Genomic DNA, 23,882 nt, shown 5'->3' with positions numbered 1-23,882 from the left:
AGATCTTGCCGCCTTAGCGGTAACGCTGGATCATTTCGCACACTCCCAAGAACCCCGCCGACCTATGCCGGTGGTTATTTGCTCTCGCGGCTGCTCGCTAAGGCCTGTGGCGCTCAGTCCAGCGCCGCAAAGGCGTCGCAGGCGTCGTTGCAGCCCGCAACGATCAGAATGTCGTTCTGCTGCACGACGATGTCTTCTGTGATGTGCCGGAAAGGACCGTCCTGCGGCTTCACGCCGATGACCGCCACGCCGAATTTGGACATCGTATCGATGATGCCAAGCAAGCCGCCTACTAATCTGTCTGGAGCCTTGGTCTTGATGATCGAGAAATCCTCGTCGAACTCGATGTGGTCCATCATCTTGCCGGTGACGAGGCGGGCAACACGGCGTCCCATACGCTCTTCGGGATAGACCACGTGATGGGCGCCGACGCGCTCCAGGATGCGGCCATGCGTCTGGTGCGTGGCCTTGGCCCAGATTTGTGGAATGCCAAGGTCGCTCAATCCCATCACCGTCAGCACGCTTGCTTCGACATCGCTGCCAATGCCAACGACAATGCGCCGGAAATCGAGGAGACCGAGTTGCTTGAGGGTGTCGGGATCGGTCGTATCCGCCTGCAGGACATGCGGCAGTTCATCCGAGAGCATCTGAACTCGCTTTGCGTCACTGTCGATCGCCAGCACGTCGTGGCCCATCTGCAGCAGCGATTGCGCCACGGCGGTACCGAAGCGCCCCAGACCGATCACGGCGACGGCAGACGAAGTCTTGTTGTTGCGGCTAACCAACAATGGGTTGCTCCTCCGGATAGCGATACTTGAGGGTTCTGGGCGCCAGTGCCAGCGCCGTGGCGAAAGTGATGGTGCCGACGCGGCCGACGAACATCAGCAGCACCAGCAAGAGTTGCGACGGGGGGGAAAGGCTTGCCGTGATCCCAGTCGAAAGCCCCACCGTCGCGAATGCCGAAATGGTTTCAAACAGGATGAATCGGAAGTCGATTTCCGGCTCGATCCATTCGATGCTCAAGGTCACCATCCCGATCAGGGCGATGGCGATCAGCGCGATGGACAAGGCTTGCCGCACGACCGCCGCTCCGACCCGGCGCGAAAAGATGCTGGTTTCGTGATGACCGCGAATTTCCGACCACACGACAAAGCCGAGCAACGCAAACGTGGTCACTTTCAACCCGCCGGCCGTGCCCGCGCTGCCGCCGCCAATCATCATGAAAAGGTAGTTGATCGACAAGGACTGATCGGCGAACGCACCCACGTCCACCGCATTGAATCCGGCCGTTCTCATAGAGACGGAGTGAAAGGCAGCGTTCAGCAACCGCTCGCCCACTGGCATCGCGCCGAAGGTGGCGGAGTTGGCCCATTCGGCTGCCAGCATCAGCAGGGTTCCGCCCACCAGCAGGGCTGCGGTGACAGTCAGGGTAATGCGGCTGTGCAGCGACCATGGCTTTTGCCGCCTGACAGGTTCCCGGCGAGACCAGAATTCGTGCAGCACGGGAAATCCGATGCCGCCGATGATGATCGCAGCCATGATGGGACCAAGGATCAGCCCATCCGCCTGCCAGCTTATGAGACTATCCGAAAAGGATGAGAACCCGGCGTTGTTGAAAGCCGAGACGGAATGGAACAGCGCGTGCCAGGCTGCGGCGCCTGCGCTCATGCCGTGACCCAGCCACCAGCGCAGCCAGAGGACCAGCGTCACAACGGCCTCGATCGCTATGCTGACGATGAACACGAGCCAGATCAGGCTGGCTGCCTCGGCGCGGTTGAGGTGGCCGTGTTCGGTCAAGGCGATGGCTCGTCTCGACAGGCTCATGCGTTTTCCGGAGATGAGCCCCAGCAAGGTCGCTCCGGTCATGATGCCCAAGCCGCCGATCTGGATCATCATCAGGATCGCCGCTTGCCCGAAAGGAGACCAGAAGGTGGGCGTATCGACGATTATCAGCCCGGTAACGCAGATCGACGACGTCGCGGTGAAGACGGCGGTGAAGAAATCCGCGCGCTGGCCGCTGGCTGCGGCAAACGGCAACATCAGCACCACCGTGCCAAGTGCGATCGCCGCCAGAAATGCCGCCGGCACCACACGGGTGGGATGACGAAGCCATTTCATCGTGAGGCGCATCGCAGGAAGGTTACGGCAAGAAAAGCTGTAGCGGTAAGACGGGCATAGCAAAGCATCGGCGCTGCCTAACACGCCAGCTGCAATCCTTCTACGAGCTGCTCGGATCTATCTGACAGGCGAGCTTCCGGTCCGACCGCGCGAGTTGGCGAGACGGTCCTGCGTGCCCGGTTCGTCGATCACCCGCTGCGGGTGCGGCGGGTCGACCTCGAACGTCTTGCACCCTCCCGGCGCTTCAGCGTGATCACCCCCCTCGATCACGCCGCAGCTTTCAGTCGGTAAGAAGATCGTCAGTGAGGTAGATGGCTTGCGCCGGGCACTGACTTGCCGCCCGGCGCATCGTATCTTCGTCTTCCGGTTTCACCTCACTGGCCAGCACGATGGCATAGCCGTCCTCATGTAGCTCGAACACCTCAGGAGCGATCCCCAGGCAGATCCCAAAACCGGCGCAGATCTCCGAATTGACGTGGACTTTCATCGTCAGCCCGCCTTCACCGGATCGAATTCCAGGCCGATGTGCGTCAGTCCTCGAAGTATAAAGGTTGGCAAGTAAGTATACTGCCGCGCCCCGGCCGGGCCGTGCACTTTTTCCGAAACGCGAATGTTGCTGGTCCGGTCAAGCATGCGGTTGAGAGCGACGACCGTCTCCGCCCGCGCGAGCGGTGCGCCGGGGCAAGCATGGCGGCCGGCGCCGAAGCCCACGTGAAGCCGTGCGTTCTTCCGGTCGAGCTGGAACTCAGCCGGGTTTTCGAAACGACGGGAATCCCGGTTGGCCGCGCCGTTGGCGATGAACAGGAAAGTGCCGGCTGGCACATCGACCCCGCCGACGGTGGTCGGCATCTTGCTGAGACGGAAGTCGCCTTTGACCGGGCCTTCGGTGCGCATGCACTCCTCGACAAAATTGGGAATGAGGCTGCGGTCCTCGCGCAACCGCTGCTGAATGTCCTGACGATCACCGATCAACTGGAAAGCGTAGCTGAGAAGCCGCACCGTGGTTTCCTGCCCAGCAGCGAATACGTTGGCAGCAACGCGCGCGACGTCCATGGGCTCTGGCAGTGAGCCGTCGGGGAACGTGGCTTTGGCCAGACCGGTGAGAATGTCTTCCTTGGGGTTGCGCCTGCGGTCTTCGACGTAGGCCGAAAACTTGTCGTAGAGAAATTCCAGCGGACCGTGCGTCACTTCACCGTCGGTTCCGCCGACTACGGCGCCGCCGCTTTCCTGCTCAACCCGGATCAGGTGCTTGCGAAACTCGATACGGTCGTCGTGCGGCACACCAAGCAGATCGGAGACGACGAGTACGGCGAAGGGCTGTGCGAACGCGTTCATGAACTCGCACTCGCCGTCGGCGATGAAGGTGTCGATCTGCTCGTCCGCCAGCTTCCACATGAACTCCTCGTTCTCCTTGAGGCGTCGCGGAGTGATAAGCGACATCAGCAGAGAGCGGTGGGCTGTGTGAACCGGCGGATCCATGGTCGGCAACTGATCGTGGAACGGCGTCTTGTCGCGCCATTCCTCGATCAGTTCGGAAATGTCCTCGTCGCGATGCTCGTCGAGGGGAATGGGGCAGCCAGCGAAAGGCCCGGTAGTCGACATGCAGGAGGAGAAGCGGACGGGATCGTTGTAGATCTCCAGAGCTTCGGCATAGCCCGTGACCATGACGATGCCGTTGTGCGGCTCGCGAAAGACGGGCGATTGCTCGCGCAGGTAATCGAAATAGGGATAGGGATCGGCGACCCACCTATCGCTGCGGAAGAAATCGTACGTTTCAAAGTCCCGGGCCTGGTCGTTCATGTTGGCTCCTTATGGGGCGCTGATGGCATCCTCTCGTCCCGATCGCGTCAAACTGGCGGGCTCAATCAGGACGATAGACGAGCAAATAGCGCTTTTGCGAAGCTGCCGATACACAAAACCCGATCGAAGGCGCCTGGGGCAGGGCAATCAGTGAGTAAAAACGATAGACACTGGTCTATGGGTGAATCGTCTATCATCATGCTACCCGTCCACGTCTCGGGAGAATGCATGTACCGTCCGTCGTTGATAGCAGTAAGTGCGATGGTCGCCTTGGCGCCGACCGCTGCCATGGCCGACACGCCGCGCGAACTGCTGACCGCCGCCGCTTTCCAGGCCGCGAGCAAGCCCCGGGCGCTCGCAATGATCAACCAGGCGATTATCGCTTCAGACAGAATACTGGCCAGCCGTCCCGCCGACCGTGAAGCCGTGCTCCAGCGCGGTGTTGCGATCGGCTATCGCGCGAAGCTGACCCGCAGCCGATCAGACGCGCGATCCTCGCTCAGCATATTCGAACATCTTGCCGCACAAAACCCACATGATCCTGAGGTCCAGATGGCCGTCGCAGGGTGGCATTTGGACGCAATCGACCAATTAGGCGGCTTCATGGCCCGCACCGCGTTGGGCGCCAAGATCCAGGCGGGCAAGGCCGCGCTGGCCCGCTCGGTGGCCTTGGGCGGCGACAGAGCCTTCTATCCAGGGCTGGCAGCCATGATGCTCATTCGAAACGACCCAGACAGCGTAGCTCAGGCACGCCAATGGGCTGAAGCCGCTAGCACTGCGAAGACACCAACACCGCTCGACGTGCGAATGAAGCGGGCGGCCACCGCCATCCTTCCCGCGCTGCGCGCCAGCGATGGCAGGACCGCAGCGATGCTAACGCAGTCGCTGCTGCCGTTCGGTAAACTGGCTGATTAGAGCGGCGAGCCGGTCCATCGATTCAAATGAAGCATGTTTACCATTTTCGCGCGGCTCAGTGCCGCACGTGCGTTCGCAGCGAGGGATAGCCAGGAAGACACGTGCGGACACTCCTCGCGCCAGAACAGACGCGGACCTCGCACGTGAAACCAGGCGAGGCACAGCCTGGCCCACGTGCGATCTCTTCACCGTCTAGCGTGAGCCGAAGGCTACGCGCAGGTTAACGCCGAATTCGCGAGGCGCTGTAACGTTGATGCTGCGGTACGGTGTGGTCACAGCAGCAGCAGCCCTCGCCGTGCGCACGTTGGTGGTGAGGAGTGTATTGCCGACAGCAAGAATTTCGCGCTCACGCGTGATGTTCTTGCCGAACAATGCCAGTTCCCAGGCACCATTCTCATCGCGAATTCCGGCGTACAGATTAAGGAGGCCATAGGCGCCCACATCGTCGAGCGAGTTGTCAGGATCGTTCTTGGTCTTGCCAAAGAAAGAGTAAAGCCCTCGCACGAAGCCATCAGCATTGCCGGTGAGGTCGAACGCATATTCTGATTGCAGGTTAGCGCTGAACATGGGCGATTGGCTTGCGCGACGGTTCACTCCGCTGCATTGCGAGATTGTCTGGCCCGGTCCGACCGCCGCCTCCAATTCCGCCAGTGTGGGCGTTGCTGGGCTTCGATCGGGGTTCCCGTCTCCGTTAAGATCGTTGCAAGCAATGGTGCCGTTCTTGATCCGTCCGTCAGCATAGCTGGCATTAAGGCCCAAACTCCAGCGGTCCATGATCTGATAGGATGCTTCAGCTTCGACACCCTTAACCTCCACCGGCACCGGCGAGACAAAGTTGAAGGTGTCTACAGAGCGCGCGGCCACACCGTTCGAAACGTTTGTGTTGATATAGAAGACCCCAGGTCCGCGGAACGGATAGTTTTCGAAGTCCTGGTAGAACGCGCTGAGATTGAAGCGTCCGCGGCCCCCGAGGAAGGAAGTCTTCACGCCAACTTCGTAAGACTTCGAGCGTTCGGGAGGTAAGTTAAGGAACGATTGCTCACGTTCCGTCTGAACGGCCGAGAAATTGCCCACCACGCGCGGACCCGGGCGCCATGACGAGCCGGTCAGCGCATAGACCATGATATCGGGAGTGACCCGGTAGCTTACCGACCCTGTGTAGATCGTAGCGTTGGTGTCAGTCTGGACAGCGGTACCCAATGGATTGCACCGCAACGTCTCATATTCGGCGCAAGCAACGCTGCCAGTCGACGAACTTTGCAGCGTGGGAAGCGCTTCATCCTCGTAGTCGATGTAGCGAAGACCGCCCGAAATTTCGAGCCTGTCATCCAGCAAGTGAGCAGTCAGATTGCCAAAAACCGACTTCTCGGTGGACTCGCCGCGGCGCAGGATGGCTACTCGAGCCACCGTCAACACGTTCGCCGGGATAGAATTCGCGCTCAGTACAACGGGCGTCTCGACCGTAAGGTTGGTTGGGTTCTCGTTATGATCGTAGAAGCCGCCGATGACGTAATCGAAGATGCCGCCGATGCGCTCGTCGGATGACAGGCGCAGTTCGTGCGAATGACGCTTCGACGTGCTGTGAGTGCACTGATTGTAGGCACCCGTGGTCAGCGTTACAAATTGGGCCTTTACCTCGTTCTGGCAAACCGGATCGAAACCTGCGGGGTCGTTTGCGGCGCGCGGGACAATGTTCACCCGAGGGCTGGAAAAGAAGTTTCCGTTGTCCTGTGCAGCAATGATCCCGTTGTCCTGATTATTCCAGGAACCGACGTAGTTCAGCTTCTGACCAGCGAACCGCACTTCACCGTTCACGATGAAGACTTCCTGGTCCTGACGATCGTATGAACCCTGCTCATCCAATGCCAGACGCGGGAATGCACCAATCAGCGGTGTCGATGCCGGCGCCGCCGCAGGATTGATCAGCGATTCGGAGATGACCTGCTCGAACCGATGGCCTTCACTGTGCACACGCTGATACATGAAGTCTAGCGAAGCCCAGTACGTCGGCTCGAACCGAACGGATCCTCGCCAGCCCTCGCTGTGACGAAAGGCGCCACCGTCCACCAGATCCGGAGAGAGATCTTCTGCAACCGTGCGCACCCGCGAAGCGTCGTTGCGGTCGACCACCCCTGCAAGCCGGATAGCCAGCACATCGGGGAGAAGGGGCAAGTTAACCGCACCTTCGATCTTGCGAGCATCAATGCTGCTGTAGGTGCCATTGATGTAGCCGCCGATCTCGGTCAGGTCCGGGCGGCGTGTCGTAACGGCAATTGCGCCGGACGGGGATGCACGACCGCGCAGTGTGCCTTGAGGCCCACGCTGCAGCTCGAGCTGACCGAAATCAAACGTGGTCTGAAATAGGAAGGCGGACGAGATCGGCGCATCGTTGAGGTAGAACTCGACGGAGGGATTGCTGCCGCTTGCTTCGGGAGCGAAGGCAATGCCGCGCACCGTCGCCTGGTTCGAGAAAGCTGACGAACTCTGCAGCTGCAGACCCGGAACAACGTTCTGGATATCCGTGAAGTTGCGCAGGTTCAGCTTTTCGACTTGCTCCGCTGTCACGACGTTGACCGTCTGCGGAACATCCTGAACAGACTCGGCACGACGACGAGCCGACACGATGATCTCGTTGACCGGCGCCAGGTCTCCAGATTGATACTGGTCGTCTGTAACGGCTTCCTGCACGGCGCTCGACTGCGCGTGAGCCGTGGCCGTCAGCGAAAGCAAGCTGACGCTAGATAGCGCGAATGCGTTGATGATTTTCATTGTCACTCCCCCCGGATTCGTATTGGTTTGTCATCTTCTTACCAAAGTGTAAGACCGATGCAACTGATCAGGTCATATTCATGACGCCCTTCTTGCCTCTCAGAAAGTGCGCCGGGTGACACGAAGCGTTCAGGCATCAACGGGGGCGGTAATGCGCGGAAGCCGGCAAGAAGACACCCTCGGGGCGCTCAGCCCGGCGTCAAAGCCGCTGTTAGGAAACTGAGGTCGGCGGGCGTGGGGTGCCATGCGCTAGCCAGCAAGCCACTTTGGCCAAAGGTGCGCTGCACGATTTCCTTGGCTCCGTGCTCTTGCCAAAGCCGTTTCATCTCAGGGGCACGGGGATCGTCGGCCACGTGATCGCGCTGTTGCATATGCCGCAACCATGCGGCCATGGCAGTCAGGATCGATGGGCAGGAATTCCCTCGGCGGGCTTGTGCGGCCAAGGTTTCCAACCAGCGCTGTGGAATCTTCTGGCTACCGTCCATCGCGATCTGCTCCAGCCGATGGTTTAGAGCTGGGTTCGCGAACCGTTCCATCAACGAAGATGCGTAGCGGCCGAGGTCCTGTTCCGGCCCGGCGTTTACGGTCGGTGCCGCTTCTTCGCGCATGAGGCGATCGATGAGGGGGCGCAGTTCAGGATCTGTGATCGCCTGATGAACGAAGATATGCCCGCGCTCGAGGCCCAGGTAAGCAATCGCAGAGTGGCTGCCATTCAGCATGCGCAACTTTGCAGTCTCATAAGGTTCGACATCGCGGACCAGCTGCGCGCCAACACGTTCCCAAGCAGGTCTTCCGTTGGCGAAGTCGTCTTCGATCACCCACTGGCTGAACGCCTCGGTGAAGACGGCAGCCTCGTCCTTCATGCCGAGGTGAGCGGCCAGCGCCGATCGATCCTCCTCCGTCGTCGCGGGCACAATTCGGTCAACCATGGAGGAGGGGCAGCGGCATTCGGCCTCGAACCACGGCAGCAGATGATCTGCGCGCGCCCGCAGGTACTCGCTGATAAGGCGGTGAAGTTGTCGGCCGTTCTGGGCCAGATTATCGCAACTCAGCACTGTGAAGCCTGGCGCAACCTTGTCCCGGCGCGCTTCCATCGCCGCTACAAGCCACGGGTAGAAGCTTCCCTGAGCCGCGAGATCGAGGTCCAGAGTACCATCCGGCGCTCTGCAGTAACCCTTCTCGGTCACCGTGAGGCTTACGATCCGCGTCTCCGGAGCAGCCAGCAGCTCGGACAGTGCTGCACCGTCAGTTTCGGCAACCAGCACCTTGCGCACCGCACCCACAAGGCGGCTCGCAAGCCCCAGCTCAGTTCGCTCGTTTACAGTGAACAAGCCTTCTTGCGGATTCATCTGCCTCGCAACGCCGGCCGAGCGCAGAGATACGCCGACAATGGCCCAGTCCCGATCACCGGCATCCATGGTATGATCGGTGTACCAGGCCTGATGCGCACGATGGAATGCGCCGATGCCGAAGTGGACGATCCCTGCGCTCTGTTTGTCGCGCTCATAGGAGAAATGAGAGATCTCCGGCGGGAGAGCGCCTGCTGTAGCGGGGGTCAGCCTCACAGCTTGTAAGCCTGCTTGGGCAAGTTATAGGCAAGGTCCACCGCAAGCTCAGCGGCTTCGTCTTCCTCCAACCGATGCTGTGCAACAAGCTGGGCGAGGAACCCACAGTCAATCCGCCGGGCCACGTCGTGGCGAGCAGGGATCGAAAGGAATGCCCGGGTATCGTCGTTGAAGCCCACGGTGTTGTAGAATCCCGCTGTCTCGGTCACCTGCTCCCGGTATCGGCGCATGCCCTCCGGACTGTCGTGAAACCACCAAGCAGGCCCGAGCCGAAGAGCGGGGTAGTGGCCTGCCAATGGCGCCAGTTCGCGGGAATAAGCCGTCTCGTCCAGCGTGAAGAGGATGATGGTTAGGTCGCGCTCGTTGCCATAGCGCGTGAGAAGTGGTTGCAGCGCACGAACATACTCGGTCTGCATGGGTATGTCGGCGCCCTTGTCCCGGCCGAACCGTGAAAACAGCGGCGCATTGTGATTCCGGAACGAGCCAGGGTGGATCTGCATGACGAGACCGTCATCGAGGCTCATGCCGGCCATCTCGGTCAGCATCTGCGCGCGGAACAGCTCGGCTTCAGCGGCAGTGGCCTGCCCGGTCGTCACCTGCGTGAAGAGCGCCTGCGCTTCGCTCGGGGACAAGTCGGCGGTCCGGGCGGTTGGATGGCCGTGGTCGGTGGAAGTGGCGCCGTGCTGGGCAAAGTACGCGCGCCGCTTGCGATGAGCGGACAAATAGCCCTGCCATGTGCGGCAATCTTCGCCGGTGAGTTCCTCCAGACGCTTCAAATTGCCATGAAAGCCTTCGAACTCCGGATCGATCACTGGATCTGGTCGGTAAGCGGTAAGGACGCGGCCTGACCATCCACTTTCGGCGATCACGCGGTGCTGATCGAGGCCGTCGAGAGGGCTTTCGGTGGTCGTGAGGACTTCGATGCCATAGCGGTCAAACAATGCACGGGGGCGAAAGCCGGGCTGCGTCAGCGCTTCGTTTATCCGGTCGTAGGCGAGATCAGCGGTCTCAGCGCTAAGCCTGTGTTCGATTCCGAACACCTCAACCAGAACCCAGTCGAACCACAGACGCGAAGGCGTTCCGTGAAAAAGGTGATAATGGCTTGCCAGGATGCGCCATGCCTCACGCGGATCGGCATCAGGGTTGCCGATGCCGATCGCCTCCAGAGGCACGCCTTGCGAGTACAGCATCCGGAAGATGTAGTGGTCCGGCTTGAGGAGCAGTTCGGTCGCGTTCTCGAACGGCTCGTCATAAGCGAACCAGGCAGGGTCCGTGTGGCCGTGCGGGCTAACGATCGGTAACTTCGCGACCTCGCCGTAGAGGCGTCGGGCGAGCGAGCGGGTTGACGCGTCGACCGGGAAGAGGCGATCGGGATGGAGGCTAAGAGCAGGAATTGTGCTGGACCTTTCTACTCGTGGCTAAAAGCTGCTCTTGCGCTGGAAACGTTCGCGCGTCTTGGCGACGGAGCGGCGCGCTTCGGCCACTGCGTCTTCTTCGACTGCGAAGAGCAAGTGCTGGAGAACCCCGTCCAGGTGCGCGCGCATCGCCGCACGAGCGGCGCTGGAATCCCGTTGCCGCAGCGCTTCTACGACAGCGTTGTGCTCTTCCACGACTGGACGAACGTTTGCGATGCGGGCCTTTTCCTGCAGAAGCTTACATTCGGGAGAGGTCGACCGCAGTTTCCAGAGATCAAGGATCGTTCGCTCCACAGCCGTATTCCTGCTGGCGTGGGCAATGAGGAGATGGAACCGCAGATCGGCGTCCTCCTTGCCGTCGGCTTGCCGGTTTTCGCGTTGAATCTCTTCTACAAGCGCTTCGAGCTGGGCAATTTCGTCGTCGGTGATGTGGTTGGCTGCAAGCGCAGCGGCTTCGCCTTCGAACAGCAGGCGCGCTTCCAGAAGTTCGAACGGGCTGACGCTGAACTCGGGCGCGTCACTTTCACCGGGCAGGCGGACCACGTAAGTGCCTGAGCCGAGGCGAACTTCGATGAGGCCCAAAACTTCAAGTGCCAGCATCGCTTCACGCACGACCGGGCGGCTTACACCCATGCGGAGCGCAAGATCGCGTTCAGCCGGCATCTTGTCTCCGACCGCGTAGATGCCCGCGTGCAGATCATCGAGAAGCAGGCGCACGATGTTCTTGTACAGGCGGGTTTCGCCTCCCTCGCTGGAGCGAAAGTCACGAGGTGCGGTTCGCCTTTCATTCGGGGTAAGTGACATTCGCATGCAGCTTTCTATTGCGGTCGTACCACTTTCTTGCAAGTGGTAATGCATCTGCGCCAGGTTCTGGCCACCATTATCGAACGAGAAGCCTCAGCATGAAAATCGTGGCGGCGAAAGTAATTGTCTGCAGTCCAGGCCGAAATTTTGTGACGTTGAAGATCGAAACCGATCAAGGCGTTTACGGCATCGGCGATGGCACTCTCAATGGACGAGAGCTGTCGGTGGTGTCCTATCTTGAAGAGCATGTCGTGCCCTGCCTCATCGGCATGGATCCGCGTCGAATCGAAGACATATGGCAGTACCTGTATCGCGGCGCGTACTGGCGTCGCGGCCCCGTCACGATGCGTGCGATCGCGGCAGTGGACATGGCGTTGTGGGACATCAAGGCCAAGATGGCCGGTATGCCCCTTTATGATCTGCTCGGCGGCAAGAGCAGGGATCGCGTGATGGTCTATGGGCACGCGAATGGGTCTGACATCGATGAGACGGTGGACGCGGTCGGCCAGTATATCGACCTGGGCTACAAGGCGATCCGGGCGCAAACTGGTGTGCCGGGCATCAAGGATGCGTATGGCGTGGGCCGCGGCAAGCTGTATTACGAGCCGGCAGACGCGGCGCTGCCAAGCGTCACCGGGTGGGACACGCGCAAGGCCCTCAACCATGTGCCACGCCTGTTCGAAAAGCTGCGCCAGACGTACGGCTTCGACCATCATCTCCTGCATGACGGCCACCACCGCTACACGCCACAAGAGGCGGCAAACCTGGGCAAAATGCTGGAGCCGTACCAGCTCTTCTGGTTGGAGGACTGTACTCCGGCGGAAAATCAGGAGGCATTCAGGATCGTCCGCCAGCACACGGTCACTCCGCTTGCGGTCGGCGAAATCTTCAACACAATCTGGGATGCCAAGGACCTCATCCAGAACCAGTTGATCGACTACATCCGGGCGACCGTGGTGGGGGCAGGGGGGCTCACCCACTTGCGCCGCATCGCTGACCTTGCCAGCCTGTATCAGATCCGCACAGGCTGTCATGGCGCGACCGACTTGTCGCCCGTGACGATGGGCTGCGCGCTTCACTTCGACACTTGGGTGCCCAACTTCGGCATCCAGGAATACATGCGTCACACAGAGGAGACCGATGCTGTCTTCCCGCATGATTACCGTTTTGAAGATGGCCACCTGATCTGCGGCGAAACACCAGGGCATGGTGTCGACATCAACGAGGATCTTGCCGCCAAGTACCCGTACAAGCGCGCTTATCTTCCTGTCGCACGGCTGCAAGACGGCACTATGTGGAACTGGTAAGCGTAAGCGTAAGCGGATGGAGGAGTAATCTGGGTGGGTGCTGCAGTGGCCGAGCTTGGCGCCGACCCAGCGGGCAGGAGCCAAAGCGCCGAGGCCTTCCGCTCGGGTTAGATGGCACTGTTTAACGCTCAGCTAACCAGGTTGAACAAGAAACCGACGAGATAGGGGAAGCACGTGAAAGGGTATCAGAAGGCACTTACACTCGCATCCACCGCGCTGATGATGACATCGCTGCAGGGATGTGCTGGGATGCCGCACAGCAGAGGTTCAGACGTTGCCCAGGTTGAGGCGGGAAACCTGCCGCTCGTCCGTGAGATCGACGAGCGCTTCCAATCCTTCCAGGTCGGCTTCTCTCACCTGACCGGGGGCGAAACCTGGAAGTCGTATGATGAGCTTCCGGCAGGGGCAGCCGAAAAGGACGGCTTCGCGGCTATCCGCGAGAAGCGCCTTCCCACCGACCTCGCCAATCCGCGTCTCCGGACCCTGACGAAAGCGCTCGCCCCCTTGTACGTGCGCTATGGCGGCACGACCGCAAACTCAGTTTATTTCCACGACAGCGATGCGCCGCCACCCGCAAAGCCTCCCAAGGGGTTCACGGTATTGCTGACGCGCGACGCCTGGAAAGGTGCGATCGACTTCGCAAAGGCAGTCGACGCCAAGATCCTGACCTCGTTTACCAACAGCGATGGCGTACGTGATGCATCGCATGCCTGGACGCCGAAAATGGCGGCGCCATGGCTTGCCTACACCCGCTCCGTTGGCGGCGAGATCTACGCTGCCGAGCTGTTCAATGAGCCCAACGCGCCAGAACCGCCGCGCATTCCGAAGGGGCACTCCCCCGAAGAGTTCGCTCGCGATTTCGCGACCTTCCGCGCCTTCATGGCGAAAGCCGCACCGGACGTGAAGATCGTGGGGCCAGGTACAGCTAAACTGGGCGTTTCCGGGGTCGCGTCACTCGAGAGCGTCACTTCGGAGATGTATGCCTCGGCCACGCCTAAGCCGAAGTTCGACATCATCTCCTACCACTTCTACCCGGCGCTGGCTGAACGCTGCGCTCCCGCCACCTCTCCATTCGGGATCGGCAGCGACAAGGCGCTGACGGAGGAGTGGCTCGCCCGGCCCAGCAAGGAACTGCAGCAACAGAAGGCTCTGCGCGATCGCTTCGCTCCCGGTGCGCCGATTTGGCTTACCGAAACAGGCGGCGCGGCATGCGGAGGCTTGAGATGGCAGCCGACGTTCCTCGATACCTTCCGGTATGTCGATACCATGTCGCGCACGGCCAAGGAGGGCCTCGACGCGATGTTCACTCATGCCCTAGTCAGCGGCAGCAACGGGTTCATCGACGAGAAAACCTTCGAGCCTAACGCAAGCTACTGGGCTGGTCTGCTTTGGCGGCGGCTCATGGGGACTCGCGTCCTCGATGCTGGTCCCGAGCAGCCAGGCCTGCACCTCTATGCACATTGCCAGCGCGGCACACCGGGCGGGGTAACGATCCTGGCGCTGAACCTTGGAGAGAGCAGCAAGACGCTTCAAGTCGGCAGCCCCGCAGACGTCTATGCTCTGACCAGTCCGGAGTTGCAGAGCAACACGGTGCTCCTCAACGGCAAAGCCTTGGCATTGACAGCCAACGACGAACTCCCGGCCATTGCACCAGCTCGGCTCGAGGGGCGTCAGGCAACCTTGGCTCCGACCAGCGTCAATTTCATAACCTTGCCCAAGGCTGGCAATCCGAACTGCCGCTGACCGCTATGCTCTAAAGGCAGCCGCGAATGGTACCGCATTCAAAAAAGACGCGGTACCATTCGCTCTCTGGCTGGAGAGCGACAAGCGCATGTGCAAGCGTGCGGGTAGTCAATGGGTTTTGACGTGACCCCTTTTTAACGAGGCACCAACATGAACCGTGCTCCCCGCATCGCCGTATGGGACATTCCCACCCGACTGTTTCATTGGGTGCTGGTTGGATTGCTGGCATTTTCCTGGTGGAGCGCAGAGAACGGACGGCTGGATTGGCACCTGACTTCGGGGCTCTCGATCCTGGCGTTGCTCGTCTTCCGGCTGATCTGGGGCGTCATCGGCAGCAGCACGGCGCGGTTCGTCGGGTTTCTTCGTGGACCCAGAAGCATTGCCGCCTATTTGCGCGGAAAGACGCCTCCCGTTGCGGGACACAACCCGCTGGGCGGCTGGAGCGTAGTGGCGATGCTTGCCGTGCTGAGCGTGCAGGTGGGCTCCGGTCTTCTCGCCGTGGACGTCGACGGTATCGAGTCCGGCCCGCTATCGTACCTCGTCGAGTTCGACCAGGGGCGAACCGCCGCGTCGATCCATGACATAAGCTTCAACGTCCTGCTCGCGCTCATTGTACTGCATGTGCTTACCATCCTGTTCTATCTCGTGGTTCGCCGCCGCAATCTGGTGGGGCCGATGATCACCGGACGTGACCATGCGCTCGACCCGGCAGCAGCGCCGCTTCGCCGGGGCAAGCTGTGGGCATTCTTATTGTCCCTTGTTGTGGCCGTGGCCGCTGCCTGGTGGGTGGCGAGCGGCGCCCCGGTCTGACAAGCCGCGAGCAGGCAGTGGATTTGCGCCAGCACGCGAGCTAGTGTGAAGGAAGCGTCGCCCTGAGGATGGGGACATGAGGCCATAAGGCCCACCCGGCGGCGCGGAGAGGGAGTGGGCCATGGGCGGGCATAGCCGCGAGCGTCTTGTGCTTCGTCGCACATCTGGAGCCACCGACCACGGTGGCTGGCTGAACTCGATCCAGGCGCACATGATCATCGTCGCCCTGGGCACGATCATCACCCTGACTGTGTCCAGCATCATGGTCATCAGCCTCATCAAGGAACCGGCGCGGCGATTGGTGACGGTGTACGAGATGTCGCGCATCGTACGTGGACTTGAACTGGCCGCGCCCTCAGTACAGGTCGTCACGAGTGTTTCCGACACCGCTCCGCTCACGGCGCGGGGTGCGGAGCCTGTGCTTGCCGAACTCTTGGCTGCCCGACTGAACCTGCCGCGCGCCGATGTGAGGATCCGCCTTACGTCGGAAGAACATCGCGAGCCGCGCATACGGCAAGAAGCAAGCCTCTATCGCGCCGAAGGGAGCGCCAATCCCGCGGTCGGCGGCGGCTTCACCCTGTACATCCGCCAAACGGATGGATCGTGGAATGTCTACACCCGCCAAGCGCGCAAGACGCTGGGCGAGCTTGTGCAGTTCATGCGGTATATCGTCCTCACTGTCGGGCTGCTGATCGTGCTTCCGCTGGCGATGGCCTTCAGCTTCCGCCTGAGCCGCCCGGTCCGGGCGTTTGCCGCTGCGGCTGACCGGATCGGAGCCGGCAACGAGAATGTGCGGGTTCCCGAGGTTGGTCCCACCGAGATCCGGCAAGCGGCAATGGCGCTGAACGCGATGCAGGGCCGGGTGGCTCGATCGATCAGGGAACGAACCGCTCTGGTGGGCGCCATCGCACATGATCTTCGCACGCCATTGTCGAACCTGCGATTCAGGACCGCAACGATGGAGCCCGAAGCACGCGCAGTCGCCGAAGCGGAAATCCTGCAGATGGAGCGGTTGATCAGTTCAACGCTGGACTATGTCGACGGGGAAGGGGGCACGATGCAGGTGGAGCCGCTGGACCTCGGCTCGCTCCTCCAGACTCTCGCGGACACCTATCGTGATCGGGGTGCGGCGATTGAGCAGCAGGGCCATGATGCGGTGACGATTGATGGCGATCTGGTCCGGCTGGAGCGTTTGTTCAGGAACCTCATCGAGAACGGGCTCAAGTACGGCCACAGCATCACGCTGAGTTGGCGCATCCAAGAGCGGGATGCTATCGTTGACGTCGTCGACCAAGGACCCGGCATGCCCCAGGCTGATTTGTCGCAAGCCTTCGACCCGTTCTTTCGCGGAGAGCGTTCGCGAAATCGCAGTACCGGCGGCATCGGGCTGGGTCTGGCCATAGCGCAGGCCGCTGCCCGCGCGCACGGTGGCACGATCGTGCTGGAGAACCTACCTGGCGGGTTCCGTTCGCGAGTTACGCTGCCGCTGGCGCGCATGACGACGAGGACCCCACCGACCGAGGGCCATCGGTCATCGATAGGGGGAGAATAGGAACGATGGCGGCAGCGCTTCCTCGGGTTCTCATCGTCGATGACGAACCATCCGTTCGGTCTGCCATTCGCGATTTCCTCGCCGGGGAGGGCTACGATGTGCTGGAGGCGCAGGATGGAGCATCGATGCACCGCATGCTTGCCGAAGGCGAGGTCGGGATCGTTCTGCTCGACGTCATGTTGTCAGGTGAGAGCGGTCTCTCGCTCGCTCAGGCGTTAAAGGAGAGGGACGACATCGGCGTCATCATGATCTCCGCATTGGGAGCCGAGGCCGACCGGATCGCCGGGCTTGAGATGGGCGCGGACGATTACCTCCCCAAGCCTGTGTCGCCGCGCGAATTGCTTGCACGCATCCGTGCCCTGCAGCGGCGTTATGTGGCGAACCGCGCTTCGACCCGGTTCCATTTCGAGTTCGCGGGATGGCATCTTAATCCGGTGCGCCGCATCCTGAAGAACCCTCTTGGGGTGGTCACCAGCCTTTCGCCCGGTGAGTTCGAGATACTGCTGGCTCTCGTCGACAACGCCCAGCAGGTCGTTGGCGACCTCGAACTCGCCAGTTCGCTCGATGGAGCAAGCCCTGACCACGACGTCAATGTCCAAGTCGCCCGCATTCGCCAGAAGCTTGGGGTTGCAAATTCGCAGAACCTTATTTGCCGAGCTGGGGATGAGGGATATGTATTCGTCGCCCCGGTGACCATTGTTGCCGAGGGCACGCGCACAGAAGCGCCTTCGAAAATCTCACGTAGCGGTTGGGGGGATATCTTGATTGATACCGCCGCGTGCGAGGCTCGCGTCGGCGGGCAACTGCTGGACCTGACCTTCTCGGAGTTCACCTTGCTCGCCATGCTCTACGAAGCGCGGGGAACGCCCGTTTCCAAGGATGCACTTTCGCGTCACGTGCTGGGCCGGCCCTGGCAGTCGTTCGACCGCAGCATTGATGTCCATGTCAGCAATTTGCGCAACAAGCTCTCCGATCAGTCCGCGATCGCCATCGAGACCATTCGGAAGGTAGGATACAAGCTGCTGATCCACTGACCGCCTTCAAACTGCCGGTCAATGTTGCGCTGCAGCAAGATATGCCATGCACATCAATCTGTTACGAATGTAAGATTCCTGTAAAGCTGCTGGCTGTTCCCCGCCTTTTCATACATTCTTCGTTATGAAGGCAAGTTATCGAAGTCTCGGCCTCTTCGGGCGGCTGCGGGCGGCTTTGCCTTCAAGGCCTTAACGGGCTTTCTTGTGCGGTGATAAGGATGACGGCTGCGGTCGATCATCCACGCCAGGACTTGTCGGGAGAATGCAATTAAGATGGCTGATTCCAAACCAGCGCGGGCGGCTGTCGCAGCGATCAAGCTGGGCGCTGTCGGAGCGGCCGGGGTCGCTGCGGCCACCATCTACCTCGACAACGGCTCCGCGATCGCCCGTGCCGAGCCCGCGTCGCCGGTCGCCACGCAATCCTCCCCGACGCTCACGCCTGCGGTCGAGAACGTCTTTCGCAATGGTCAGGCTGGCTTTGTCGTCACCGACATCGCCTATGCCCTCGGTCCGGATGGAAAGGCCGCTTGCCCCAAAGGCATGACCGCCGGTGTTCGCGGCTTGATCGAGGCTTACGCCAAGACGCCTGCCGGCCAGCGCCGGGAAGACGAGCCGCAGCGGAACTACGAGAGACGACTGGGCCTTACGGTGCACACCGCGCCTGATGGACAGAACCTGTGCATGTTCCCCGCCGCCGGTGGCGCCGATCCGGGTTGGCGGATGGTCCATGGCCGCAACCTCAAAGTCGAAGGTATCGATCTTGACGGGGCGGGAACCAGTAAAAAGGCTGCAGGGGCAACTTGCGGGCACGAGGAATTCCAGGGTCTTAATGGCGAGCGCGGCGTCGACAATCAGTTCTATCGCGTTGTCGGCTGCACCACTGGCTTCCAGCCGACGGGGCAGGCGAACGGCTTCCAGGTCGAGATGCATACAGGCTCGTGGGGAATCTTGATGACCCTCAAGGGCGTGGACGATCCGCGTAACGACCCTGAGGTGGAGGTCGGCTTCTTTGCTAACTCTGATCCAATCCAGCTCAGCGCCGCGCGCGCGCCCTTGAGTCACGCCACTTATGCGACTGAGTCGAACCCGCGCTATCGTGCCACGACGCGCGGCCGCATCGTCGACGGCGTGCTTACAAGCGATCCGGTCGATGTGCGTTTCCATAACGTTGTTAACAGCATGAACGACGATCGCGAGCTGCGCTCAGCCCGAGTCCGCATGACGTTCACCCCAGACGGTGGACTGGAAGGCATCCTCGCGGGCTATACGCCCGTGGAGAGCATGTACGACCTTCAGTTCGGAGCCCGCCGCAGCAAGACGGCCAAGGGTGAACTCGCGCCCGAGAGGTTGCGGCTGGGGACATCAATGGGCCGGGCCGGCGCGCTGGGGTATTCATGCCACGGCGCCTACCATGCGATGCTTCAGGCGGCTGACGGTCACAAGGATCCGGCGACCGGCCGCTGCACTTCTATTTCCACGCAGTATCGCATCCGTCTTGCGCCCGCGTTTGTGGTCGAGGGCGCATCGCAGAGTGCCAAATCGGCGCTGGTCACAGGATGAACCGCATGGCTTTCATCAAGTTCAATGGCGCATTCCTCCGCCGGGCCGGGCTCGGCGCATGTCTGGCTATGGCTGCGGGCATCGGGTGGGCAAACCAGAGCGAGACCACGCCGTCTGCTCCACTGGCAGAGCCGGAGACGCCAGGCGGGCCGCTTGTGATGCGGCGACTGACTGAATCTCAATACCGTGCCACGATCGCCGACGTCTTTGCACCTGACGTCCCGGTCACCGGGCGGTTCGAGCGGGCTCTGCGTGAGGACGGGCTGATTGCGGTAGCCACCAGCCACGGCAGCATGTCAGCTTTCAGCGTGGAGCAATACGACGTCTCCGCACGCTCGATTGCGGCCGCGATCACTGGCGAGGAGCGGCGCGCGCAATTCGTGCCCTGCCAACCCGAGGCCGAGACCAAGTTCGACAAGGCCTGCGCCACCAAGTTCGTCGAGCAATACGGCACCCGGCTGTTCCGCCGCCCCCTCGCCGCGCAGGAGCGGGACCGCTTTGTGGCAGTCGCGAAGGCTGCGCAGCAGAAGTTGGGTGGCTTTTACAAGGGTCTAGAGTACGCACTGATCGGCATGCTCGATTCCCCGCAGTTCCTGCTGCGCATGGATCATGCAGAGCCCGACCCGTCGCGTCCGGGCTCCATACGGCTGGACGGCTGGTCCAAGGCGACGCGGCTCAGCTACTTCCTGACGAACTCCACGCCGGATGCCGAACTGCTGCGGGCAGCCGCATCGGGCGAACTGCACACGCATGAGGGCCTTTCGCGGCAGGTGGACCGGCTGCTCGCTTCGCCTCGCGTTGCAGTGGCGGTGCGCGCCTTCTTCTGGGACATGCTGCAGTTCGACGGGTTCAACGACCTGTTCAAGGATCCCACGATCTACCCGGGCTATACCGTCGCCGCCGCGGCCGACGCGGAGGAGCAGACGCTGCGGACGGTCGTGTCGCACCTCGTGCGGGAGGATGGCGATTACCGAGCACTGTTCACGACCAAGAAGACCTGGGTGTCGCGGCCGCTGGGTATCTTGTACCGCATGCCGGTGGCGACCCGGAACGGCTGGGAGCAGGCCGAGTATCCCGCCGACAGCGCCCGCTCCGGAATCCTCACCGATGTCAGCATGTTGGCGCTTCACTCACATCCCGGCCGCTCCTCGCCGACGCTGCGGGGCAAATCCATGCGCGAGATCTTCTTGTGCCAGAAGGTGCCCGATCCGCCGGCTAACGTGAACTTCTCCATCGTGCAGGATGCGGTGAATCGGCCCGGCTCTACCGCCCGTATGCGCCTCGCCGAACACAACGACAATCCGGTCTGCGCCGGTTGCCACAAGCTGACCGACCCGTTGGGCCTGACGCTGGAGAACTTCGACGGCTCCGGAGGCTTTCGTGCGAAGGAAAACGGCGTCTCCATGGATCTCAGCGGCGCACTCGACGGCAAGGAATTTGAAGGCCCGCAGGGTCTTGGACAGGCGCTGCACGATAACCCCGGTGTGCCGGCTTGCCTTGTCGAGAAGATGTACCGCTCCGCAGTAGGGCGCGAGATTGCCAGCCCTGAAGAGCCGGTGCTGGAATATCTTCTTGGGCGCTTCCAGTCAGCCCGGTTCCGCGTCCCGCAACTGATGCGCGCGATCGCGCTCAGCAACAGCTTCTATGCCGTGAAGGAACAACCCGATACCACCCCGCAACGCACGGTCGCCGTTGCGAAAGAAGGAGAGCGCTCATGACGCAGCTCAACCGTCGTACGATGCTCAGGGGCCTCGTGAACGGGGCCAAGGTCGCCATGGCCCTGCCTCTGCTGGATATCTTCCTGGACGTGAACGGGCAGGCGATGGCCGCCACCGGACAGCGCATTCCCGTGCGCTTCGGGACGTGGATCTGGGGCTGCGGCTTCGTGCCGGAGCGCTGGGTACCCACCAGCGAGGGCGCGGACTACACGATGCCGGTCGATCTCGAGCCGCTCGCTCCGTATCGTAAGCAGATGGCGATCCTGACCGGCTTCGACGTGAAGCTGGATGGCGTGGCCAACAAGCCGCACGTGACCGGCAACCTGGGGCTGCGGACCGGCGTCCCCGTCCCCAACGAGACCGTGCGCGCGCCGACCCTCGATGTGCTGATCGGCGAGGCGATGGGGCAGGGCACTCGCTTCGGCTCGATCGAGCTGAGCGCTTCGGGGATCGAGCGTTCGTACTCGTTCCGCGGCGCCGGATCCCCGAACCCGAGCGAGACATCGCCGCTGGCGCTGTACCAGCGCATTTTCGGTGAAGGGTTCCAGGATCCCAACGCGGCGTCGTTCACTCCCGATCCGGAAGTCATGGTGCGCAAGAGCGTGCTTTCGGCGGTGGCGGAGGATCGCCAGCGCCTGATGAAGACCTTGGGCGCGTCTGATCGCCAGCGCATGGACGAGTACTTTACCGCCGTGCGCGAGCTTGAGCAGCGGTTGGAGCTGCAACTCCAGCCGCCCGCCAGACTGGAGAACTTCACCAAGCCCAAAGCACCCGAAAAGACGGTTGTCGATGGCGACATCGAAAACGTGATGATCAATCACAAGATCATGGCCGGATTGCTCGCCCAAGCCTTGGCTTGCAACCAGACGCGTGTGTTCAACATGCTGTTCTCCGACACGACATCCAACCTGCGCCGTTCAGCCTCGTCCGATACCCATCATACGCTGACGCACGAGGAGCCGGTGAATCCAAAGCTGGGCTATCAGGAGCAGTCCGCCTGGTTTGCCGCCCAGAGCATGGTCGCTTGCCGCGACTTTGTGGATGCGCTGGCAGGCATCAAGGAAGGCGACGGAACGCTGCTCGACAACACGCTGCTGTTCGCCCACTCCGATTGCTCGATCGCCAAGGCACACGCGGTTGAGGGCATTCCGATGATGGTTATCGGCGGTGCCGGCGGCCGTGTGCGGACGGGCTTCCATAAGGCAGGCCGCGCGGACTCCGCTGCACGCGTGGGCCTCAGCCTCCAGCAGGCGATGGGCGTGCAGGTCGAGAAGTGGGGCACCGGCTCGATGGATACGAACCGCACCGTAACCGAACTCGTCGCCTGAAATCGAAGCATTATTTAGCTCATGGGAGCCGCATCAAGACATGAAATCTCGGATCGTTCTTGCCGCCTGCACGGGCCTGGTCGCTCTTGGCACGCTCTCCATCGGCCTTACCGGTACGGCAGACGCCGCCGACACTGCGATCTCGAAGGAAGAGGCTGATGGCATCATCTTCGAGCGGCAGAATCTGATGCTGCAGCTTGAAAAGGATGCCGAACTGCTGGGAGAGATCGCGGCCGGCATCAAGCCTGCCGATCAACTCGCCGAAGTCACCCGCTCGATTGCAGAGTCAGCGGCGGCATCGAAGGCGGCCTTCGAGCCGCGTGTACCTGGCGGCCGCTCCAAGCCCGAAGTCTGGAGCAACTGGGCCGACTATTCGCAGCGGTTGGACGCGTTCGAGCGCGACACCAGGCAACTCGCGGAGCTGGGCGCCAAGGGCGACCTTGCCGGCGTCACCGGGATGCTCGGCAGCGCATTGCCGTGCAAGGAGTGTCACGACGTCTATCGTGAGCCGAAAAAGTAGCATTTCTGAGGTCGGGTTAATGCCTCCCTGTCGCGAAGCCACGGGCAGCATATGACGATCCGGAGTAATTGATGAAGAAGAGGATGATGAGCTTGCCCAGTTTCAGCCGCTTTCATATTCTGGCAGCCCTGACGCTTGCCGGCGTAGCAGCTCCCTTGCTTGCGGCCCCTGCCGATGCCGTTCGCGCCCGCATCGCCGGCTATAAGCACCTGGGAGCGGCCTTCAAGGCGGTGAATGATGGGCTGCGCAGGCCTTCCCCGGACAAAGCCGAGCTTCTGGGCGCCGCACGCACGATCCGCCAGTCCGCAGCTCAGCAATACAAGTGGTTTCCTCGCGGCAGCGGCCCTCAGGCTGGTGTGAAAACTGCAGCCAAAGCGGCGATCTGGACGGATCCCGTCAAGTTCAAGCAAGCGCAGGACGCTTTCGCAGCAAAGGCAGTCGCCTTGGAGCGTGCCGTCGCTTCGGGCGATGCTGGCGCCATCCGCAGCGCCAGTCGGAGCCTGGGCGCGACATGCAAGGGCTGCCACGACCAGTTCCGGTCAGAGAGCTAGTAACAGGAGGCGTACCGCCGCAAGGGCGGACGCGGATCGGAGATAACCATGACGATCGCACGCCGCCGCTTCCTGGGGCTTGTGCTGACAAGTGCCCCACTCATCGGCGTCCTTGCCAGCACTTCCGCCCGCGCCGCCACCTGCTATGACCCGGCTGCGCTTCCGCTAAGCCAGAAAAACCGGCGCAGGTCGCTCGGCTACATGGAAGTCGCCGACGATCCCGCAAAGCGCTGCGCGGGATGCGCGTTCTTCACAGCGACTGCCGAAGAGTGCGGTCAGTGTGCGATGCTTAGCTCTACCGTGAATTCAGGGGCGTCGTGCGGCTCCTTCGCACCGCGGCCGAACGGCTGACAGATCGCGTAAGTTACCCCAC

General features: G+C 61.6%; 20 protein-coding genes. 12 read left to right on the top strand and 8 right to left on the bottom strand.

All coding sequences use genetic code 11. The features are described 5' to 3' along the window. Window positions 1-113 precede the first annotated feature (113 nt). The 4 genes from ABVV53_RS10410 to ABVV53_RS10395 form a co-directional block, all read right to left on the bottom strand. Window positions 114-788, bottom strand: a complete 675-nt coding sequence (locus ABVV53_RS10410) for a potassium channel family protein (protein ID WP_353984361.1) — start codon at window positions 786-788, stop codon at window positions 114-116. Further along, window positions 778-2,118: a TrkH family potassium uptake protein gene (locus ABVV53_RS10405; RefSeq protein WP_353984360.1), complete on the bottom strand. Its 1,341-nt coding sequence runs from the start codon at window positions 2,116-2,118 to the stop codon at window positions 778-780. The genes ABVV53_RS10410 and ABVV53_RS10405 overlap by 11 nt, the downstream gene beginning before the upstream one ends. A gap of 280 nt (window positions 2,119-2,398) precedes the next feature. Further along, window positions 2,399-2,605: a ferredoxin gene (locus ABVV53_RS10400; RefSeq protein ID WP_353984359.1), complete on the bottom strand. Its 207-nt coding sequence runs from the start codon at window positions 2,603-2,605 to the stop codon at window positions 2,399-2,401. A gap of 2 nt (window positions 2,606-2,607) precedes the next feature. Continuing rightward, entirely contained in the window at window positions 2,608-3,918 is a 1,311-nt protein-coding gene (locus ABVV53_RS10395) for a cytochrome P450 (protein WP_353984358.1), read from the bottom strand. Between the two features lie 177 nt (window positions 3,919-4,095). Between ABVV53_RS10395 and ABVV53_RS10390 the strand changes: the two genes are divergently transcribed. Continuing rightward, the gene (locus ABVV53_RS10390; RefSeq protein ID WP_419956773.1) at window positions 4,096-4,833 is read left to right on the top strand and encodes a hypothetical protein; all 738 of its coding nucleotides are present in this window, start codon (window positions 4,096-4,098) and stop codon (window positions 4,831-4,833) included. 192 nt (window positions 4,834-5,025) lie between these two features. On the opposite strand, the gene ABVV53_RS10385 is transcribed toward ABVV53_RS10390, so the two are convergent. The 4 genes from ABVV53_RS10385 to ABVV53_RS10370 all read right to left on the bottom strand — a co-directional run bounded on the left by ABVV53_RS10385 (window position 5,026) and on the right by ABVV53_RS10370 (window position 11,386). Beyond that, window positions 5,026-7,602: a TonB-dependent receptor gene (locus ABVV53_RS10385; RefSeq protein WP_353984357.1), complete on the bottom strand. Its 2,577-nt coding sequence runs from the start codon at window positions 7,600-7,602 to the stop codon at window positions 5,026-5,028. Window positions 7,603-7,790: 188 nt separating this feature from the next. Next, the gene (locus ABVV53_RS10380) at window positions 7,791-9,167 is read right to left on the bottom strand and encodes a mannitol dehydrogenase family protein (protein WP_353984356.1); all 1,377 of its coding nucleotides are present in this window, start codon (window positions 9,165-9,167) and stop codon (window positions 7,791-7,793) included. Further along, window positions 9,164-10,561 (bottom strand): glucuronate isomerase, encoded by a 1,398-nt coding sequence (gene uxaC / locus ABVV53_RS10375; protein ID WP_353984413.1) that lies wholly within the window; start codon window positions 10,559-10,561, stop codon window positions 9,164-9,166. Before uxaC ends, ABVV53_RS10380 begins: the two co-directional genes overlap by 4 nt. A 24-nt stretch (window positions 10,562-10,585) precedes the next feature. Next, window positions 10,586-11,386: a FadR/GntR family transcriptional regulator gene (locus ABVV53_RS10370; protein WP_353984355.1), complete on the bottom strand. Its 801-nt coding sequence runs from the start codon at window positions 11,384-11,386 to the stop codon at window positions 10,586-10,588. Between the two features lie 98 nt (window positions 11,387-11,484). Here ABVV53_RS10370 and manD point away from each other — a divergent pair, with 98 nt between their 5' ends. From manD to ABVV53_RS10315, 11 genes are all read left to right on the top strand, one after another. After that, on the top strand, window positions 11,485-12,693 hold the full coding sequence (manD, locus tag ABVV53_RS10365; protein WP_353984354.1) for a D-mannonate dehydratase ManD: 1,209 nt from the start codon (window positions 11,485-11,487) through the stop codon (window positions 12,691-12,693). Window positions 12,694-12,867: 174 nt separating this feature from the next. Then, entirely contained in the window at window positions 12,868-14,436 is a 1,569-nt protein-coding gene (locus ABVV53_RS10360) for a hypothetical protein (RefSeq protein ID WP_353984353.1), read from the top strand. A 150-nt stretch (window positions 14,437-14,586) separates the two neighbouring features. Beyond that, window positions 14,587-15,246 (top strand): cytochrome b/b6 domain-containing protein, encoded by a 660-nt coding sequence (locus tag ABVV53_RS10355; RefSeq protein ID WP_353984352.1) that lies wholly within the window; start codon window positions 14,587-14,589, stop codon window positions 15,244-15,246. Window positions 15,247-15,367: 121 nt separating this feature from the next. Continuing rightward, window positions 15,368-16,798: a sensor histidine kinase gene (locus tag ABVV53_RS10350; RefSeq protein ID WP_353984351.1), complete on the top strand. Its 1,431-nt coding sequence runs from the start codon at window positions 15,368-15,370 to the stop codon at window positions 16,796-16,798. 5 nt (window positions 16,799-16,803) lie between these two features. Continuing rightward, on the top strand, window positions 16,804-17,832 hold the full coding sequence (locus ABVV53_RS10345; RefSeq protein WP_353984350.1) for a winged-helix domain-containing protein: 1,029 nt from the start codon (window positions 16,804-16,806) through the stop codon (window positions 17,830-17,832). Window positions 17,833-18,105: 273 nt separating this feature from the next. Beyond that, window positions 18,106-19,392: a hypothetical protein gene (locus tag ABVV53_RS10340; RefSeq protein WP_353984349.1), complete on the top strand. Its 1,287-nt coding sequence runs from the start codon at window positions 18,106-18,108 to the stop codon at window positions 19,390-19,392. Window positions 19,393-19,397: 5 nt separating this feature from the next. Continuing rightward, the gene (locus ABVV53_RS10335; protein WP_353984348.1) at window positions 19,398-21,110 is read left to right on the top strand and encodes a DUF1592 domain-containing protein; all 1,713 of its coding nucleotides are present in this window, start codon (window positions 19,398-19,400) and stop codon (window positions 21,108-21,110) included. Next, entirely contained in the window at window positions 21,107-22,438 is a 1,332-nt protein-coding gene (locus tag ABVV53_RS10330; RefSeq protein ID WP_353984347.1) for a DUF1552 domain-containing protein, read from the top strand. Before ABVV53_RS10335 ends, ABVV53_RS10330 begins: the two co-directional genes overlap by 4 nt. 40 nt (window positions 22,439-22,478) lie before the next feature. Then, entirely contained in the window at window positions 22,479-22,958 is a 480-nt protein-coding gene (locus ABVV53_RS10325) for a c-type cytochrome (RefSeq protein WP_353984346.1), read from the top strand. A gap of 71 nt (window positions 22,959-23,029) precedes the next feature. Next, entirely contained in the window at window positions 23,030-23,509 is a 480-nt protein-coding gene (locus ABVV53_RS10320; protein WP_353984345.1) for a c-type cytochrome, read from the top strand. Between the two features lie 48 nt (window positions 23,510-23,557). Further along, window positions 23,558-23,860, top strand: coding sequence for a hypothetical protein (locus tag ABVV53_RS10315; protein ID WP_353984344.1), 303 nt, complete (start codon window positions 23,558-23,560; stop codon window positions 23,858-23,860). Window positions 23,861-23,882 lie beyond the last annotated feature (22 nt).

Source organism: Novosphingobium kalidii, from assembly GCF_040534015.1.
Classification (GTDB): domain Bacteria; phylum Pseudomonadota; class Alphaproteobacteria; order Sphingomonadales; family Sphingomonadaceae; genus Novosphingobium; species Novosphingobium kalidii.
Note: the sequence above shows the minus strand (reverse complement) of the source record. Positions and strands in the feature narration are given on the sequence as shown.

Bases quoted from the DNA above. Each gene is read 5' to 3' on its own strand.
- ABVV53_RS10390 (WP_419956773.1), top strand. From the start codon at position 4,096: ATGGGTGAATCGTCTATCATCATGCTACCCGTCCACGTCTCGGGAGAA.
- ABVV53_RS10340 (WP_353984349.1), top strand. From the start codon at position 18,106: ATGGCTGATTCCAAACCAGCGCGGGCGGCTGTCGCAGCGATCAAGCTG.
- ABVV53_RS10335 (WP_353984348.1), top strand. From the start codon at position 19,398: ATGGCTTTCATCAAGTTCAATGGCGCATTCCTCCGCCGGGCCGGGCTC.
- ABVV53_RS10395 (WP_353984358.1), bottom strand. From the start codon at position 3,918: ATGAACGACCAGGCCCGGGACTTTGAAACGTACGATTTCTTCCGCAGC.
- ABVV53_RS10370 (WP_353984355.1), bottom strand. From the start codon at position 11,386: ATGTCACTTACCCCGAATGAAAGGCGAACCGCACCTCGTGACTTTCGC.
- ABVV53_RS10320 (WP_353984345.1), top strand. From the start codon at position 23,030: ATGAAGAAGAGGATGATGAGCTTGCCCAGTTTCAGCCGCTTTCATATT.
- ABVV53_RS10330 (WP_353984347.1), top strand. From the start codon at position 21,107: ATGACGCAGCTCAACCGTCGTACGATGCTCAGGGGCCTCGTGAACGGG.
- ABVV53_RS10345 (WP_353984350.1), top strand. From the start codon at position 16,804: ATGGCGGCAGCGCTTCCTCGGGTTCTCATCGTCGATGACGAACCATCC.
- ABVV53_RS10385 (WP_353984357.1), bottom strand. From the start codon at position 7,602: ATGAAAATCATCAACGCATTCGCGCTATCTAGCGTCAGCTTGCTTTCG.
- ABVV53_RS10400 (WP_353984359.1), bottom strand. From the start codon at position 2,605: ATGAAAGTCCACGTCAATTCGGAGATCTGCGCCGGTTTTGGGATCTGC.
- manD (WP_353984354.1), top strand. From the start codon at position 11,485: ATGAAAATCGTGGCGGCGAAAGTAATTGTCTGCAGTCCAGGCCGAAAT.
- ABVV53_RS10315 (WP_353984344.1), top strand. From the start codon at position 23,558: ATGACGATCGCACGCCGCCGCTTCCTGGGGCTTGTGCTGACAAGTGCC.
- ABVV53_RS10325 (WP_353984346.1), top strand. From the start codon at position 22,479: ATGAAATCTCGGATCGTTCTTGCCGCCTGCACGGGCCTGGTCGCTCTT.
- ABVV53_RS10405 (WP_353984360.1), bottom strand. From the start codon at position 2,118: ATGAAATGGCTTCGTCATCCCACCCGTGTGGTGCCGGCGGCATTTCTG.
- ABVV53_RS10350 (WP_353984351.1), top strand. From the start codon at position 15,368: ATGGGCGGGCATAGCCGCGAGCGTCTTGTGCTTCGTCGCACATCTGGA.
- ABVV53_RS10355 (WP_353984352.1), top strand. From the start codon at position 14,587: ATGAACCGTGCTCCCCGCATCGCCGTATGGGACATTCCCACCCGACTG.